This window comes from Shewanella sp. 1311, assembly GCF_059338235.1.
On record NZ_CM181686.1, the window covers coordinates 614400 to 632178 of the forward strand.

At 45.1% G+C, this 17779-nt stretch carries 9 protein-coding genes, 1 rRNA gene and 1 pseudogene; 6 read left to right on the forward strand and 5 right to left on the reverse strand.

The window, feature by feature from the left end; genetic code table 11:
* Positions 1–448: 448 nt before the first annotated feature.
* The 3 genes from AC5YB3_RS02860 to AC5YB3_RS02870 all read right to left on the reverse strand — a co-directional run bounded on the left by AC5YB3_RS02860 (position 449) and on the right by AC5YB3_RS02870 (position 6385).
* Complete coding sequence (locus AC5YB3_RS02860; protein ID WP_494526519.1) at positions 449–2095, reverse strand: UvrD-helicase domain-containing protein; 1647 nt, start codon at positions 2093–2095, stop codon at positions 449–451.
* Positions 2092–4017: an ATP-dependent nuclease gene (locus tag AC5YB3_RS02865; RefSeq protein ID WP_494526520.1), complete on the reverse strand. Its 1926-nt coding sequence runs from the start codon at positions 4015–4017 to the stop codon at positions 2092–2094. The genes AC5YB3_RS02860 and AC5YB3_RS02865 overlap by 4 nt, the downstream gene beginning before the upstream one ends.
* A gap of 724 nt (positions 4018–4741) precedes the next feature.
* On the reverse strand, positions 4742–6385 hold the full coding sequence (locus AC5YB3_RS02870) for a dipeptidase (protein ID WP_494526521.1): 1644 nt from the start codon (positions 6383–6385) through the stop codon (positions 4742–4744).
* 409 nt (positions 6386–6794) lie between these two features.
* Between AC5YB3_RS02870 and AC5YB3_RS02875 the strand changes: the two genes are divergently transcribed.
* The 4 genes and pseudogenes from AC5YB3_RS02875 to AC5YB3_RS02890 all read left to right on the forward strand — a co-directional run bounded on the left by AC5YB3_RS02875 (position 6795) and on the right by AC5YB3_RS02890 (position 11103).
* Positions 6795–8999 (forward strand): M3 family metallopeptidase, encoded by a 2205-nt coding sequence (locus tag AC5YB3_RS02875; protein ID WP_115334363.1) that lies wholly within the window; start codon positions 6795–6797, stop codon positions 8997–8999.
* A 482-nt stretch (positions 9000–9481) separates the two neighbouring features.
* Positions 9482–9958 carry a hypothetical protein gene (locus tag AC5YB3_RS02880; protein WP_494526522.1) on the forward strand — a complete coding sequence of 159 codons (477 nt, stop codon included), beginning with the start codon at positions 9482–9484 and terminating at the stop codon, positions 9956–9958.
* Between the two features lie 311 nt (positions 9959–10269).
* Positions 10270–10716, forward strand: a pseudogene (locus AC5YB3_RS02885) (acetyltransferase); the annotation flags it as partial.
* Positions 10717–10719: 3 nt separating this feature from the next.
* A complete protein-coding gene (locus AC5YB3_RS02890) occupies positions 10720–11103 on the forward strand; it encodes a GCN5 family acetyltransferase (protein WP_432342027.1) in 384 nt (127 codons plus the stop codon).
* A gap of 215 nt (positions 11104–11318) precedes the next feature.
* On the opposite strand, the gene AC5YB3_RS02895 is transcribed toward AC5YB3_RS02890, so the two are convergent.
* On the reverse strand, positions 11319–13463 hold the full coding sequence (locus AC5YB3_RS02895) for a M3 family metallopeptidase (protein WP_494526523.1): 2145 nt from the start codon (positions 13461–13463) through the stop codon (positions 11319–11321).
* A 708-nt stretch (positions 13464–14171) separates the two neighbouring features.
* Between AC5YB3_RS02895 and AC5YB3_RS02900 the strand changes: the two genes are divergently transcribed.
* Complete coding sequence (locus tag AC5YB3_RS02900; protein ID WP_268650560.1) at positions 14172–16217, forward strand: bifunctional 2',3'-cyclic-nucleotide 2'-phosphodiesterase/3'-nucleotidase; 2046 nt, start codon at positions 14172–14174, stop codon at positions 16215–16217.
* A gap of 204 nt (positions 16218–16421) precedes the next feature.
* Positions 16422–17180: a DUF2057 domain-containing protein gene (locus AC5YB3_RS02905; protein WP_494526524.1), complete on the forward strand. Its 759-nt coding sequence runs from the start codon at positions 16422–16424 to the stop codon at positions 17178–17180.
* Between the two features lie 483 nt (positions 17181–17663).
* On the opposite strand, the gene rrf is transcribed toward AC5YB3_RS02905, so the two are convergent.
* Positions 17664–17779, reverse strand: a 5S ribosomal RNA gene (gene rrf, locus AC5YB3_RS02910).

Genomic DNA, 17779 nt, shown 5'->3' on the forward strand with positions numbered 1-17779 from the left:
CTTTCGATTAAAAAAGCCCAGCTATACATAATTGTATAAGCAGGACTTTTTATTGTGTGGCAACAAGTAATCGTACTGAACATAGCTGACTTTTAGACCTAATTGTTTAGGCAAACCGTACTGGGTGGCCTGTTATTTCAGTCGTTGGAATCGTAGCGTTGGCTGGTATCCAATCATATAGGCTTGCCATGGCATTCACTCTCCGACGCGCAGCTAGTCCGTCCGTGGATGCTCGACCGCCCCGTCCATGGGGCGGACGGTCGTCTCGCAAATCACCATGGCTCACCTTTTTGGCACTAGTGTAACCTGTCTGTATAAAGGAGATACCCAGCACGCTTTTGGACAAAAGCATGTTAGGACTTTTGCTCTAATGAAAGGATTTCAGATTACCAAAAGTATGGAAAAGCTCTAAACCTGTGGCCAGTTTTACTTGACCACTACAGAATGGCTATACGTAGCCAAAATATTCGACTTGAGGAGTTCGCATTATATCCCATCTTTTTTGATAATTAGCAGGTCTATCCCGCTCTTTTGCGTATGTAAGAACAAGCCGACGCTTGGCACGGGATACACCAACAAAGAAAGCACACCGATTAGCATCTTGATCCCCAAAGAATATTTCGTTCTCAACGGCCATAATTATCGTTGAGTCGAACTCCAATCCTTTGCTCTTATGGATAGTCAGAATACGCACAGCCTGATCATCAGAGAAACGAGTCAAGGCTTGAGGCAAATCGGGGGTAAGTTCAAGCAATTCTTCAATGTGCGCTTTGGTATCTCTCACAACTTCACCTAACCTAGCATGTGACTCATAGTCAGGCGAGAGAGCAACAAGAGTCTCCATTCCTATTTTCTTCAGAAAGCTACACACAGAATCCCACCATCCCGAAAACGGCTCATCCAACAGCTCGGTCATGGTGATGATTTTTCTCTGCTCCTTGAAGAAGCGTTGGAAGCTTTGCCTAGCGCTAGACTGCACCTCATCATCAGCAAAGGGAATCAATTGATTAATAAGCCGAATCCAAGCTTTGGGCTCTCGCTGGCCGTAGAGGCAGGACAAATAGTCAACAACGAGCCTTGCGGCAGGTTCGACAGTAATATCCTGCATCTCCTGCTCGTTCCGGTACGGTATTCCCCTAACTTCCAATGCCGTCATCAAGTGGTTGGCATAAAGATCTAGTTGTTTGGATACTAATACGGCGATTTCGGACAACGGAACCTTTTCATTTCTTATCCACCCGGTAATCAAATCGGCTAAATACTCAGCTTCCCCCTGTGCATTCTCGAATTGCCACGCGAAAACCTCTCCCTCCTCACCAGTAAGTTGGTGATCTGGCATAACGGAAGCTGGATCAAGCACACGAATTATCTCGTTCTGCATCCGAAGCAGGCGTGGTTTTGAACGAAAGTTTCGGTACATGTTTAGTGGTACGGCTGAAAAATCCTTAGCGAACGTTTGGAAAATTCCGTCCAAAGCTCCTGCCCATCCCATGATTTTCTGCTTGGTGTCACCGACAGCGGTAAGACGAATGCTTGTACTTTGGAAGGCTACCTTAACGAGTTCATATTGCTGATCCGTGCAGTCTTGGAATTCATCCAAGAAAACATCGCTGTAAGTTTGGCGTATGGCATTTCTTGCGACAGCAGAGGCCTTGAGAATTTGAATTGCTAGCGGCACAAGATCATGAAATGTAATTTGCCTTCCTGTGACTTTTCTTTCGCCAATCGAATAATCCATATCCAGAGCATCATTACCAGTAAGCACTACTCGGAAGCGATCAATAATACGCTTTGCAAACGCATGAAATGTGTAGCTATCAAAACGGGAAGCCAATTCTTGTCCACAGCGTCGCTGGATTCGCTCCTTCAAGTTTTTGCTGGCGTCAACTTTGAAAGAAATAGCGAGTATTCTCTTCGGATAACGGCAGGTTCCGGTTCGGAGGAGGAAGTCAGCTCGCTGTGCAAGCATTTCCGTCTTGCCCGCTCCCGGCCCCGCAGTCAGTGCAAGACAGCGCGCTTGTTCCTTCGCAGCCAGCAGAGCATTGGGTTCAAGTGTTAGCCCATCCGAAGGCAACCATGCATCTACAGCAATCACTCGGGCAGCTCCGCAAGCTTGGCTATCACGGCATCAGCAAGTCGTCCAAATGATCCTGGTATGTTCGCCAGCAATTCCTCGTTGCTCAGTTGAGCAAGAGCATCTATATGCGCAGCGGGCTTACTACCCAGTTTAAAAAGCTTGTGATACGTGGAGAAAAGATTTAACTCGTCTCCGCTGTATTGGTATGAGCCATGATGGCTCTTGCCCAAAACGGCTTTAATCGTAGACTCATCTGAAACCTCCTGCTGAACACCGTACGCATTAGGGAAAGCAAGAAGCATTGAAAAATCTAAATCCATTGGAAATGAGAAAAAAACACCACGTGTTTCTAGCTCTGAAAATACACTCTTAGTGCTGTTTTCAAAGAAATGATGTGTACGAACAGGTACTTTATCATCATTCCAATCTGATAAAGAAAAAGTAGTTGGTAGTACCTTTTCAGGTTGATACAAACCAAGTTGGTTATTTACATACTTTATTCTTCCCCAGCCCGCTTGATATCTGCCCACATCTAAATCTAGAAGAGTCAAAAATGGGATTTGCAGTGCGGATAACAGACGCCAAAAATGGTTTACATGCCTACCTCCAAGCGGAGCAATCGTAACCGCTGATTCATCAACTGGCGCCCCCTTTGCTTGGAAAAGGCGCGGTAGTACAATTTCTTCGCTATCCCCTTCACCCAACACAACCAAACGTGAGAAGTAGATCTCAGGGAATGCCTGGACAGCCTCGCGTACAAACTTGTGCGCTTCATCAGTTTTAGCGGGTAATTGGATTTTCTTAACTCTTGATTGCCGGGTTTCGGTAAGTCGAAGATATCGAATATGTTCCGGATCAACACGTCGTAACATTGACGGAGCATGCGTAGCGATTAGGGCCTGAGCATCCTCGTTGCTCGTCATGGCGCTCAGAGCGTTGACAATCCGCCCCAAATAGTGAGGCGAGAGGCTGTTCTCTGGTTCCTCAAGGGCAATTAGAGTAAAAACAGGTGGAAGCAACTTTTCTGAGTCAAAAGAGTCGTCCTCACCGGCAAGGACAGCACGGCCAATAGCTTGAGATGAAAGAACCAACGATAGATAGAGCATCGACTTCTGACCGTCGCTGAGTCGAGAAAAATCGACAAGATTTTCATCATGTCCAGGCGAGAATGATACGGACAAATGACGAAGCAACGCCTCTATCTCAGATGCCACAAAAGTAATCTTGGGATCTGTAAAGTAGCTACCTTTATGAAGGGTGCCCCATGTTTTCTTCAGGTGGGCACTAAAAGCATTGACCGATGGATTAGCAGCCAAACTCTCGCTAATCTGGTCGGTGAATCCTTTGACCTCTTCTCGTTCATTTTCCCAGTTCACGGCACGTAGTAATCGTCCAAGCAGCGCGCTCGTTCCGTATGCAATGTGGTCAGCAGGATCTCTTCTTGCGGGAAGATAGTGGACTTGTATGTGATTTCGTTCTGATCTAGGAACTGTTTCGGGATTTAGAGGTGAACCGTCCGGGTTAGCTTCAAGCACATACACAAAAGTCTCATCAATATCCCCATCCAAGCCCATAGTGGCACTTAGGCGATACCGTACCCTAGGAATTCCATCAGGGTCATCAAGGCGCATGTGACTGAAATGTGGAGCAACGGTTGAGTTATCTTCTTCGCCCTCCAACTCGGGGAACACAAAGTCCGCCTCAATCCATAACTGCCTTTCTTTGGGCGCTTCTTGTTCATCGTGCGGGACATGGAAGTCTGAGCGCTGAATACGGCGTAATGATGGATCAAATGCGAACAGTCGGCACAAAGCTTGAAGTGCAGCAGTCTTACCTGAGCCGTTGGGGCCAATCAGATAAGTAATATCTTCCAGTGCCAGTTCTGTTGGTTCCGCACCAAAACTTTTAAAATTTGATATCCGAATACTATGCAGTTTCATCCTTGTCCCCAACTCCGAATTTATTGAGTTTCATCTATAAAGATCTGGAATGGCTTTCCATCTTTTAGCTCTACGATATTATCAGGCTCAGAACAAAACTGGTAAGGCCTGATTTCTATAGACACACTGTAGCATTACTAAAATTTGGTCAATTAGTGTGTATCACACCTAGCATAAATTTATGATGCTGACTCGCAATGGGGCAAAAGCTTTTTAGGATGGACTTGTGAATTAGGGACTTAGTTAAGATTGGCATTGTTGCAACAGTGACCGTTGGCGATATGGATGTCGCCGTCGAGCCCTCAGGGATGAGTTTACGGCGTGTCACTGGGAAAACAATGACAATCAATGCTGCGTAACTCAGTTGTCTTGCTTTGGGGCAATAGCTTTTTAGCTAAACAAATAGCAGAAGGGTTAGTCAGGGTTGGCATTGTTGCAACCGTGACCGTTGACGGCATGAATGCCGCCGTCGAGCCTATAGGGATACTTCTTATGAAATAAAAAGACGGCGAGTCACAGGAGAAACAATGACAATTCATGCAGCACAACTGACGATATAACTCACTAGCTTTGAGCCTTTGAGTATTTAGAGTTGAAATGGCGGAAATCTAAGATTTAACCGCCATTGTTCTATTAACCCTTAATGCTTAGCTTAATACTTGATATCAGACTTTATTGCTCCCTACACTTTTATGCCATTGCACAATCACTTTAACAAAGAGCACTATTTTACCGCCGATAGCTCGATAAACGCTGCGGTATACATTTTTAGGTTCAGCATAAATTGCTTATGGGTGATGAACTCTTTTTCGGTATGGCCAGTGTATTCCACGCCCGGCATGGCTGGGCCAAAACTTAAGGCATTGGGGAATAATTTACTGTTGGTTGAGCCGCCTATTGCAACGGGTTTAGGGTCGACTATGCCAGTGAAGTGGGCAAAAACATCAAGTAGAGTTTGTTGCTGCGGCGCATCCTTCATCACCATAGGCTCACCCCAATAACTTTCGATATCAGCAAGCTGCACTTGGTGTTTATCCTGCCACAGGGCTAAGGCTTCACGGGCTTGCTTAGCGAGTAACTCTGGCGTCTTGCCGACAGGACGACGCAAGTTAATGGTCACCTCAGTGCCCTTCTGCGTTTGCACCATCACAGTTGGGGCTAAGGTCAGCGGTCCCATAAAATCATCTTTATAGGCTAAGTCACCAAATTGCTCGGCATAAATGCCTAACCCCACCAGCTCGTTCATGGCGGCAGCGGTTAAGGATGCGCTAGTTTTCGGCCAAGGTTTATCATTCAATTCGGGACTTAACAATGCCGCCAAATGGGTCACAGCATTCACTCCATCTTCAGGAGTGGATGAATGGGCGGCTTTACCGTCGGCAAAGATATGCAAGTTGCACTGTTTATCGACGCAATGGTTTTCAAAACGATATTTCATCCCCTGCTGCGCGGCGGCTCTGGTCTGTAATTTTGTCAGTAATGCGGGTGAAACCGCCTCAATTTCTGCTTCAGCCTGCTGCGGTACTTGGCTGGCAAAATAGCCACCAGAGAAAGCCGTTAACGTGGGCGCTTGAGTTGAAGCCTCTGCTTTCGCTTCTATATTGGAGATCGTAATATTGGGCACAGTAAAGGTAATCTTGCTCCAGCCTTTCTCGGCGGTGACCACTGGGTATTCGGCATCGATAGTAATGTTCATGTCCGCTGGAGTGTAGCTGGCTAAAAAGGTTTTCAGTGGTTCCCAGTCGGACTCTTCAGCAAGATAAACCAAGAGTTCAATGCGTCTATCTCGCTTAATGTGTTTATCTTTAATCGCCTTCATCGCATACATGGCGGTAACGATGGCGCCCTTGTCGTCCTCTGTGCCGCGACCAATCAGTTTGCCCGGTTCCGATTGAGTATCAAGCAGATAAGGGCTCTGCGCCCACAATGCAGGATTAGCTGGTTGCACATCGCCGTGGGTGACTATGCCTAACTTTTTAGATTCATTGTTTACAGCCGAATTGGCATCTAAGCCAATCAACACAACATAACCATGATCGGCATAATCTAACCCGAGATCCTGACTGAGTTGCTTTAAACTCGACTTGAAGCCCACAAAGGCGGGATTGGTATCTGGCGTTTGCCCTTCAACCGCTTGGGTATTAAAACTCACCAACTGAGTCAAACTCTGCACCATAGCCGCATCGTATTTTGCGACCGCGTAATCGGCGACCTTTAGTGCATTTTGGCTTAACTGGGGGACGTTTGTGTGAGCCGCTGTTGTTGCTGGCGCTGCAATACATTGCGGCATAACCCAGCTGGACGCAGTCAGTAATGCCAAGGATAACGCTCGACGCACGCGAGCATATTGAATACCAGATTGAGACATAGAAGATCCTATTATTGTTATTTGTGTTTAGGACCGTACTGCAAGAGACGGTTAAAAATGAATTACGCTGGTTTAGTGCAAGGTGTGGCTTATGCCAGCCATATGTAACGTGTTTGCAGCTATTCTCTTCGATTACAGCCTTGACCCATGACCTTGCCAAGAAAGCGCGCCGAGACGCGATAACAGCCTCACTCAGTTTGCCACAATTTTTTGCTTAATAGCCTGAAACAAAACATTTGTTACAAACTAAACACAAAATCGATGGAACCCCTTGTCCGATACATGTTAAACAGTCACATTAATATAAGTTAATGATTTTAGCCGCGCGTAGACTTCAATTTTTGCTGAAATCCATGGCCATCATCAAACAATCACCCATAACAATAATCGACCTAACGGGGAACAAATAATGAAGGGACTAACCCTTAAACCGCAAGCCCGCACGGCTAAGCTCACGCTAAGTGCCATCGCTTTAGCCTTAACTTTGGGCGCTTGTAGCACACAACAACCCGAAGCCAGTGTTCAAGCCAACGCGGCGCCCAATGCCGTGTCGGCGCAGATTATCAGTCAGAATGCGACCAATCCATTCTTTAAACCCTATGATACGTTTATGGAAATTCCGGCCTTTGATAAGATCAAGCCAGAGCATTTCCTCCCAGCCTTTAAAGCGGGCGTAGCTCAGCAACACGAACAAATTCAAGCGATTGTTGATAATAAAGCCAAACCCACCTTCGCCAATACCATTGAAGCCATGGAATTTTCTGGCGATCTAGTGACCCGCGTATCTAACGTCTTCTTTAACCTGACAGGCGCCGATACTACGCCAGCATTGCAAGCACTCTCCAAAGAAGTGTCGCCTATGTTATCGTCCGCCGAAGACGATATATTGCTCAATGACAAACTGTTTCAAAAAGTCAAAGCCGTTCACGACGCGAAAGACAGCCTAAAACTCAGCACGGCCCAAGCCAAATTACTGGAAGATACCTATAAATCTTTCACCCGTGGCGGCGCTAACTTAAGCGAGCAAGATAAAACCAAACTGCGCGCATTGAACGAAGAAATCGGTAAACTCAATTTAGCCTTTGGTGACAATCTATTGGCCGAAACCAATGCCTTCGAATTAGTGGTTGATAGCAAAGCCGATCTCGCAGGTTTACCCGCTGATGTGATTGCGACCGCTTTTGAAACCGCGAAAAAACGTGGCCATGAAGGCAAGTGGGTATTCACCACTTCTCGCCCTTCTATCACGCCGTTTTTAACCTATGCCGATAACCGCCAGTTACGTGAAAAACTCTACAAAGGTTATATCGAGCGCGGTAACAACAATAACGCCAACGATAACAAGATTATCCTCGCGAAGATTGCCGCCCTGCGTGCTGAACGTGCTCAACTGATGGGCTATAAAACCCATGCGGATTTCGTGTTAGAAGAACGCACAGCTAAAACGCCAGAAAACGTCTATGGCTTACTCAACAAAGTATGGCCAGCGGCATTAGCCCAAGCCAAAACCGAAGTGGCTGATATGCAAGCCATGATCGACGCGCAAGGTGGCAAATTTAAGCTGCAAGCGTGGGACTGGGATTACTACGCTGACAAAATTCGTGTTGCTAAGTACAGCTTTAACGAGCAACAAACCCGCCCGTATTTCTCCCTCGACAGTACATTAAAAGGCGTGTTTTACACGGCTAACCGTCTATACGGTTTAACCTTTAAAGAACGTACCGACTTACCCAAATACAATGCAGAAGTCCGTACTTGGGAAGTTTACGATAAAGACGGTAAGCTGATGGCCATCTTTATGGGTGACTATTTCACCCGCGACAGCAAACGTGGCGGCGCTTGGATGAATTCCTTCCGCAAACAATACAATATGAATGGCGTTGATTCTAAACCTATTATTGTTAACGTATTGAACTACCCTCGCCCAGCGGGCAATGAGCCAGCGCTGCTGACCTTCGATGAAGCCAGCACCCTATTCCACGAATTTGGCCACGCCCTACACGGCATGTTATCGAACGTGGAATATCGCTCACAGGGTGGCACCGCCGTACCTCGGGATTACGTTGAGTTCCCATCGCAAGTAAATGAGAACTGGATGACTCAGCCCGAAGTGTTAGCCCAATTTGCCAAGCACTACAAAACCGGCGAAGTGATCCCGCAAGAGCTAGTGAAGAAAATCCAAGCGGCCAGCAAGTTCAACCAAGGCTTTGCCACCGTTGAATACATGGCGGCCACTAAGCTCGATTTAGATTGGCACACATTAACCGACACCACGCCAAAGGATGCGGCCAAGTTTGAAGCGGACTCGTTAGCGGCAATGGGACTGATTGAAGAAATCAGCCCACGCTATCGCAGCACTTACTTCTCGCATATTTTCGCGGGCGGTTATTCAGCAGGCTACTACAGCTACCTGTGGTCGGATATTTTAGGCGCGGATGCTTTCGAAGCCTTTAAAGAAAACGGCATTTTCGACAAGGCCACTGCGGATTCCTTCCGTAACAATATCCTGTCGAAAGGCGGCAGCGATGATCCTATGCTGATGTATAAAAACTTCCGCGGTAAAGAAGCCGGCATAGAGCCGCTACTGCGTAGCCGCGGATTACTGGCCGAGTAACATCACCAATCATCATTTGCCAAAGGCAAGATAAACAACGGGAGCTTCGGCTCCCGTTTTCTTATAATTTTATTCAGCAACTTCTACAATAACCTATTAATTGGCTCAATATTTTAGTACTGTGTTGCCGCATATAAGGATATTTTTTAAATTATCAATGGAAATGATTATGTCTAATGCCCTACTAAGCTCTCCATTTCAAGCAAATAAAGAAAAACTTCTCACACTGCGATGACAGAACGAACTCAATACCACTCGAATATTCAAAGCTCTGGATGCTTCCCCAAATACAATTGGTGCTGGAGTGGTTTTTATAGACCATGAATATTCCCTATGATTCCTTTATGCCACTAATATCCCATTCGATTAATATTACGAGAATGTAAAGATACAGTAAGTACCAGCTTTAGCCTTAGCAATAAGGCGCACCGGTGGAAAAATCAACAACCTAACAATAGTCAGCTATAAGGAATTCAGAGTCTATGTCAGATAATTTTTTTGAGAAACATGACTTATCTATCGGCGTGTTTGTCGTTGGTATTGCAGTCATCATGTTCCTTATGTTTGGTGCGGGTGCTATCGGCCCTTTACTTTTCCTTACGATTGAAACGCTATTCGGTAAATTAACACACGAAGAGTTTGGTACCCTTTTCGCATCAAGTATAGTGATCATGACCCTGAGTATTGTTATACCAAACGTATTAATTATACGAGGTAGACCTCGAGCAGTTAAAATCAATAAAATAAACGTCTATTTTCAACTCATTTGTTACTTACTATTTTTATTAGTTCTTGAACACAAACAAACCTGGATTTTTCTTTGCTTTGTTATTTTTCCGTTATTAGCGAACTGGTTAATGTCGTCTGTTAAATATCTAACCTTCCTTGCCTTTTACGAAACTCTACGCAAGGATCCAATCGTGTTTAGACAAAGCTTAGCAAAACGAATATTTAAGTAAGCACAGTAAATACAAGCTCTATTATCTGATATTAGTTTAAGTATATTTTTCATTAGAAAACATTAACAACACGTCATAATATAACCCAAAAAAGATAATGGGTGACGATGAGAAATTAGGTGTCTATGTCAGATAAATTTTGAAAAACATAACTTTTCTATCATAATTGTCGACAAGGTTACTGCGGATCCCGTCCGTAATCATATCCTTTTTAAAGGCGGATTCGTAAAGGTTGGTACGTTTCCGCTTTACATTTTAACGCACTTTAATTCACCGCTTAGGCGACATTAAATCTTCAATAGAGTTATATGATGAATATTGAGATGGTAGAAAAAGCAGATCATCTTAGTCTGCTCGATATTTGGGAAGCATCGGTAAGAGCAACCCATGACTTTTTAGCAGAAGAAGATCTACAACAATTAAAGCCGCTGATCCTCGAACAGTATTTTTATGCCGTTCACTTAAAATGCGCTAAAAATGACAATGGAGAAATACTCGGATTCTGCGGGGTACATGATGGCAATATTGAAATGCTGTTCATCTCACCTGACGCGCGCGGAAAAGGGATTGGTTCCATGCTAGCGACACATGCTATTAATGAACTGGGAGCCACAAAGGTGGATGTTAATGAGCAGAATCAACAAGCATTAGGTTTTTACCAACATATTGGTTTTTCAGTAACGGGTCGCTCACCCGTTGATGGACAGGGTAAACCTTATCCGTTGTTGCATATGGCGTTATATTCCATTGAGGAATTGTCTATGTATCCTGATTCAATCGATGAGAATAGGATTGGAGAGTATCCGGCGGAAACAAAATCAGGCGGCGGTTATTTCTATGATCAAGTCCTAGAATATCGTGTTTGGTGTCGCCCTTGGCAAGGTGCTCCAGATGAATTTGATGGTGAAATCTACTATTACGCATTTCATACTTATAATGAAGCTCTTGAATTTTCGAATGAAACTGACGGGTCTGAAGCGCCTTTAGTACTTGTTAAACAGCTTGAATGGATTGATGAACCTGAAGCTGGAAAATTCATTCATAAAACGGGTGAACGCCTAACAGAATGGAGGGTTGAGTGGCTATTAGAGAGTCAACGTCAGGAGGACACTATTGCTAACTTTATAAGTGACAATCAAACATAGCAATTTAATCAATAAGAATAAAATTGTTTAAGACTGCCTTTCATCAACATTCCAAGAAACTATTTTGGAACTGTGATTAGCGCGTTATCGGTAGATTTCCCCGTCCTCTAACTTCCTGTCTTGAAAAAAAAAATGGTTAATAACCGCCCCGACATCAATAAAAAGGCTTGCTAGGTTTCCCTAACAAGCCTTTGGGCCTTTTTACAACGAATCGATTAGTCGACTAAACCGCGGCGCTTTAACAGTGCATCGGTTGTCGGTTTTTTACCGGTAAAGTGAATGTAATCTTGCATGAGATCTTCACTGTTACCTTTAGATAAGACTTCCTTACGGAATTTGTCACCATTATCGGCTTTCAATCCACCATGCTCGCCCATATAGGCAAAGGCATCGGCGGCAAACACTTCGGTCCACAAATACGCATAATATCCAGCTGAATAACCACCGGAGAAGGCATGGCTAAAGTAACTCGATTTATAACGCGGGGGAATTGGCGCAAAATCGAGGCCGTGTTTAGCTAACACTTGGTGCTCAAACTTCTCTACATCGCTAATTTGAGTATCGGCGCTGATAGAGTGCCATTCCATATCCAACAAGGCGGCTGACAGATACTCAACGGTATCAAAACCTTGGCCAAACTTATTTGAGGCTAAGATTTTATCAAGCAGTGCCTTAGGAATTGGCTCACCCGTCTTGTAGTGTTTAGCATAGTTAGCAATCACAGCAGGATCGATATTCCAATCTTCGTTAACCTGGGATGGGAACTCAACAAAGTCACGTGCAGTTGATGTGCCAGCCACGCTTGGGTATTTCACCTGCGAGAATAAACCGTGAACCGCATGACCCATTTCATGGAACATAGTGGTCACTTCATCGAAGGTCATTAACGTTGGGCCATCGGCTGGCTTAGGAATATTCAGCGCGTTATAAACAACGGGCTTAGTGCCAAGCAGACCGCTTTGGGTGACGAACTCATCCATCCACGCGCCGCCGCCTTTGCCTTCACGGGCATAAGGGTCAAGGTAGAATAAGCCAATAGAGCTGTTGTCTTTATCGAAGACTTCAAAGGCTAAGACATCGGGATTCCACACGGGTAAATCGGTACGCGGTTTTAAGCTGATGCCATACAATTTATGCATCGCGAAAAACAGCCCGTCTTGCAGCACAGTATTAAACTCGAAATAAGGTTTGATGCTGCTTTCGTCGAGATCGTATTTCTCTTTACGCACTTTGTCGGCGTAGTAAGCCCAATCCCAAGGTTGCAGTTCGAAATCACCGCCCGCCTTTTTGATTTCGGCTTGAATATCAGATGCTTCTACTTTGGCACGTGCTAAGGCTTTTGGCGCTAAATCATCGAGGATTTCATACACAGCGGCAGGGGTTTTCGCCATTTGATCGGCAACCGCATAGGATGCCCAAGTATCGAATCCCAATAAGTTGGCTTTTTTAGCCCGAATTTGCGCCATTTTAACAATCAATGGGCCATTGGTTGCAACAGCTCTGTGCGCCGAGGTTTCCCACACTTTTTGGCGTAGTTCACGGTTGCTCAGACTAGAAAGCACAGGTTGGCGAGTCGTGTTCACTAAGGTAATCAAATAACCCTCTTTTCCAGCAGCTTTGGCCGCTGCGGCTAAGGTGGCGATTTCGCTGTCAGATAAACCGGCTAACTGGGCTTTATCAGTCACAACAATCACATCATCTTTAAATGATTTTAAGCTGTTTTGTGAAAAGTCCGTCGCTAAGGTTGCAAGCTCGGCGTTAAAGTCGCGCATTTTAGCTTTATCTTCAGCCGACAATTTCGCACCAGCGCGAACAAACTGCTCATAGTAGTATTCAACTAAACGCTGATCTTCCGCATTTAAGCTGCTTTTTTGTTGATATACCGCTTCAACACGGGCAAATAACGTCGGATCGAGATAAATATTATCGCGATGGGCAGATAGCTTAGGTGCTAGATCCGCTTCGGTTTTCTGGAAATCATCATCAGAAATCAGACCGGCGAGATTAAAGAAGGTCCGCGACACCCGCGTTAATAATTCACCTGAGGTTTCCATCGCCAGAATGGTGTTGTCAAAACTGGCCGCTTGCTTGTTATTCACAATGGCAGCGATTTCAGCATCATGGGCTTTAATGCCTTGCTCGAAGGCAGGAGCATAATCTGCAGTATGGATAAGGTTAAATTGTGGCGCTTGATCCTGCAGTGGACTCTTGCTCAGCAACACATTGGTTGCTTGCGCTTTAGCAGCGGTTTGAGTCGCTACGGCATTTTTGGCTTCATTGGCACTGGCGGCTGGCTTGTCTGAACAAGCGCCAAGTAACAAAGCCGCGGCCACGGCTGTGGTAATAACGGACTTACGCATATTAACTCCCTTGGATGTTGCTGCCCTTTCGTTTGTATTTTTAAGGTGAAAGGTGCGCGCTAACGGATTTTGGCTTTCAGTTTAAAACAGTCTGAGTCAACGAACGCTTGTTGCTACGGTCGTCAATTTCGATGAACTACCTTAACAAGTTACGCGCATTTCAGCCAAGTTTTACCCCGCCACTGCGGCGCTAATTTGTATCACTTTATGTGTATTTAGAGTCTATATGTGCCTATGCCAACGCTAAGCTACACCTAAGGCGCAGCAATCAGTGTTATGCGCTTGCAAGCAGAAATGATGAGGATTAGCTAAAATTCAATGTAAAAAGAATTATTTAAAACAATCCAATTGGATTTTTTAAGCCAAATATTCTCAACATAGAAAGCAGCATAAGCAAATAAAACACCGTTTCTATAACAAATATTAATTCTTCTTAATAAACTTTTTGCTGTGCTTATTTAAACCTCAATGTAACAAATACACAGGCCAAATGGCTCATTATTTAGGCAGACGCACTCTGGGTCACAATTTGAAACAGCTTTTCTCCGATTAATGTCACATTCAGATCATCAAATGTCTTTATAATTCCCGCTCGTTAACTTAGCGACAAATTAACCTAACAGTTAAATGACGCTGAATTAACGGGATGATGGGCATGCTCTTGACGGAACATGCGTTGGGGTCAAATAAATATAAATAGAGATAACTATGTTAAATAAGAAAATACTCGCAGTGATGATCACTGCCGCCCTTGGTGTCAGCGCCTGTAATTCTGATGACGACAAAGTCGTTCAAGCCGATTTACGGGTACTCGAAACCACAGATCTGCACACAAATATCATGGATTTCAACTACTACAGTGGTAAAGACGATCCCACAATCGGTCTTGCCCGCACTGCAAGCTTGATCCACGCTGCACGCAACGAAGCCAAGAATAGCGTCCTCGTTGATAACGGCGATCTACTGCAAGGCAGCCCTATGGGCGATTATATGGCCAAAGTTGGCCTGCAAATGGGCGATGTTCACCCTGCTTATAAAGCCATGAACCTATTAGATTATGAAGTCGGCAATATCGGTAATCATGAATTTAACTATGGTTTAGATTTCTTAAATAAATCCATTAGTGGTGCAGATTTCCCTTATATCAACTCAAACGTTTATTGCGCCGACGATAATGGTTGCTGGAAAGAAGTTAAAAAAGGTGAGCATTTATTCACCCCTTATATCATCAAACAAAAAATTATTATCGACAGCGAAGGCAATAATCAAACCATTAACATTGGTTATATTGGTTTTGTGCCACCGCAAATTCTATTGTGGGATAAACAAAATCTGACGGGAAAAGTGACGGTTGAAGATATCGTTACCACCGCGAAAAAATATGTCCCAGAAATGAAAGCCAAAGGGGCCGATATCATTATCGCCATTCCACACTCTGGCATTGGTTCGACGGAAAATCCTGGCGATCCTATGGCTGAAAACGCCACCTACGCTTTGACTTATGTTGACGGTATCGATGCGATTCTATTCGGTCACAGCCACTCTATCTTCCCAGATGCTAAGTATGCTGACTTGCCCAATACCGATGTCACTAAAGGCCTACTGAACGGCGTCCCCGCAGTGATGCCAGGTCGTTGGGGTGATAACTTAGGGGTGGTTGACTTTAAACTTGAGCGTAGAGATGACAAGTGGCATGTCCTTAGTGCCAAAACGCAAGCTCGCCCTATCTATGATGGCGCAAATAAAGCCCCATTAGTTGAAGCGGATGCTGCTATTCACGATGCTGTCGCAGCCGAGCACCAAGGTACCCTCGCCTTTGTGGATGAACCTATCGGTGTCGCCGCGGCGGACATGTATAGCTTCCTTACCTTAGTGCAGGACGACCCAACGGTACAAATCGTTTCCGATGCGCAAATCGCTAACGTGAAAGCGAAATTACCTGCAGCATTAAAAGGGCTGCCAGTACTGTCAGCTTCTGCACCTTTTAAAGCGGGCGGTCGCCACGGTACAACCAGCGACGCAGATCAATTTGTGCAAGTCGATAAAGGTCCACTGACCTTCAAAAACGCCGCCGATCTGTACCTGTATCCCAATACTATGGTGGCAGTCAAAGCAACGGGCGCCGAATTGAAAGATTGGCTTGAGTGCTCAGCCAACCAGTTCAATCAAATCGACCCAGCAAAAACCACCCCACAAGAGTTAATCAACTGGGATGGCCATCCAACCTATAACTTCGACGTACTCGATGGCTTAACTTACAAAATTGATGTCACTCAACCGAACAAGTTTGACCGCGATTGCGCCGTTGTTAATGCCAACGCAAACCGTATCGTTGATTTAAGCTATAAAGACGAAAACGGTAAAGTCATCACAGGTGAAGAATTTGCCGCGAAAGAGTTTATCGTCGCCTCAAATAACTACCGCGCCTTTGGTGGTAAATTTGCCGGTACGGGTAGCGACCATGTCGTGCTCGAACTGCCCGATACCAACCGTGAGGCGTTAGCGGCTTATATCACAGCGCAATCTCAGTACAACGAAACCACGGGTAAGTACGAAGGTATGGTCAATCCAAGTGCCGATTACAACTGGGATTTCAAAACAATCACGACCAACGTCACATTAGACGTTCGCTTCCAAACCCAAGACAGTGACAAAGCCGCGGCCTTTATCGAAGCCAATAAACAACGTGAAATGAAAAAGATCAGCAAGGATGAACTAGGTTTCGCCGTTTATAGCATCAACCTAACCAAATAAGCGTTCAATCCCGAAATATCACCTCAAAAGGCTCCTCGTGAGCCTTTTTTATTCCCTACCGATTAAATTAACGCTAATCTGCGCGCTATAAACAGTGTGTCGCCATTTAGTTCATCTTGCTCCACACTAAAGGTTAAACCTGCTTTGTGTCGTCAGAAATCTACCTTATTATTTAGCGCGTCCTCGCAACAACAGAGAAAGCTTATGAAATATCAATCAATCTTATGTGCCACTGCGTTAATGCTGGTTGCAGTGCAGCCAGCAACAGCCGATGTTAATCTCAATCTGCCTAAAAATGCTGAAGTGTTAACGGTCAATGGCAAGCCAGCCGTAAAGAGTAGCAACCTCGTTTTAGCCGATGGTATCAATCAAATTGCCTTCCGTTATGCTGCGCAATACCGGCAACAAGCTGACTCAGTGCATTATCTATCCGACGTGCTCATCGTCCGTTTTGATGCGTCAGCACAAACACTTACCCTGACACTTCCAACCATCAACTCAGCCAGAGATGCCAAGAAATTTGATGAGTCACCCAAGCTGACACTATCAAATACTCAAGATGAAGCGGTGAGTTTTACCAGCGATAAATTGATTAAGAATGGGATCCAACTGGGACGGGATTTCGAACACGAGATACAGCAGTACAACCTTAGCAATCATCCGGCTTCATTAAATCTCACTATGAATACCGCGACAACACAACCAAACGACGCCATTGCACCAGTATTGGCAAGCCAACCACAAATACGCCAAACAGCAGCAGTCACATCCACGAACTTGATCGCGCCAGCAGTGATGTCGTCAGCTGCCGCAGCAGTCAATGACAAGAGCAAACCAACCCCTTCTGTGTCTTCTACAGCCGCACCTAGCCAAGCTGAAATCAGTCAAATGCTTGATTACTGGTATAAACAAGCTAACGACAATACCAAAGCCAGCTTCAAAGCCAAAATAAACAAAGAGTGACCCATACCGCTTCGGCTATCTACTTCAGACCGTCAGCTAAGTGTCTCACATGGACTGGCGGCTCTATTCAGTTCGTAAAATTAGAACTTAGTAAAACTTAAGCTCATTAAAAAAGCGCCCAGTAAACCATTCCCACTTCACAGCTTAATGTTATTTCAAACAATGAAACAATTTCAAAAACGCTAAAACATGTAAATTCTAGACGCAAAAAAGCCAGCTTATTCAGCTGGCTTCGTTACATCTCAATGAGATAATTAGGCGCTTGGCGATGACCTACTTTCTTTTATCCCCGAAGGGGATACATGGGGGCGAGTCATCATTGCCTAAAATGCGCAGCATTTTGATGATGTGTCGCGCGGAGCAATGTATTGCGCTGCTGGGGATCCCGCTCAGCGGCGGGTTGACATCGAGATAAGTTTTCGCGAAGCGTATAAACACAAAAGCCCTAGCGGTTTAGGCTAGGGCTTTTGTGTTTATTTGGATGCTTGGCAATGACCTACTCTCACATGGGGAGACCCCACACTACCATCGGCGCGTTTGCGTTTCACTTCTGAGTTCGGGATGGGATCAGGTGGTTCCACAAGGCTATTGTCACCAAG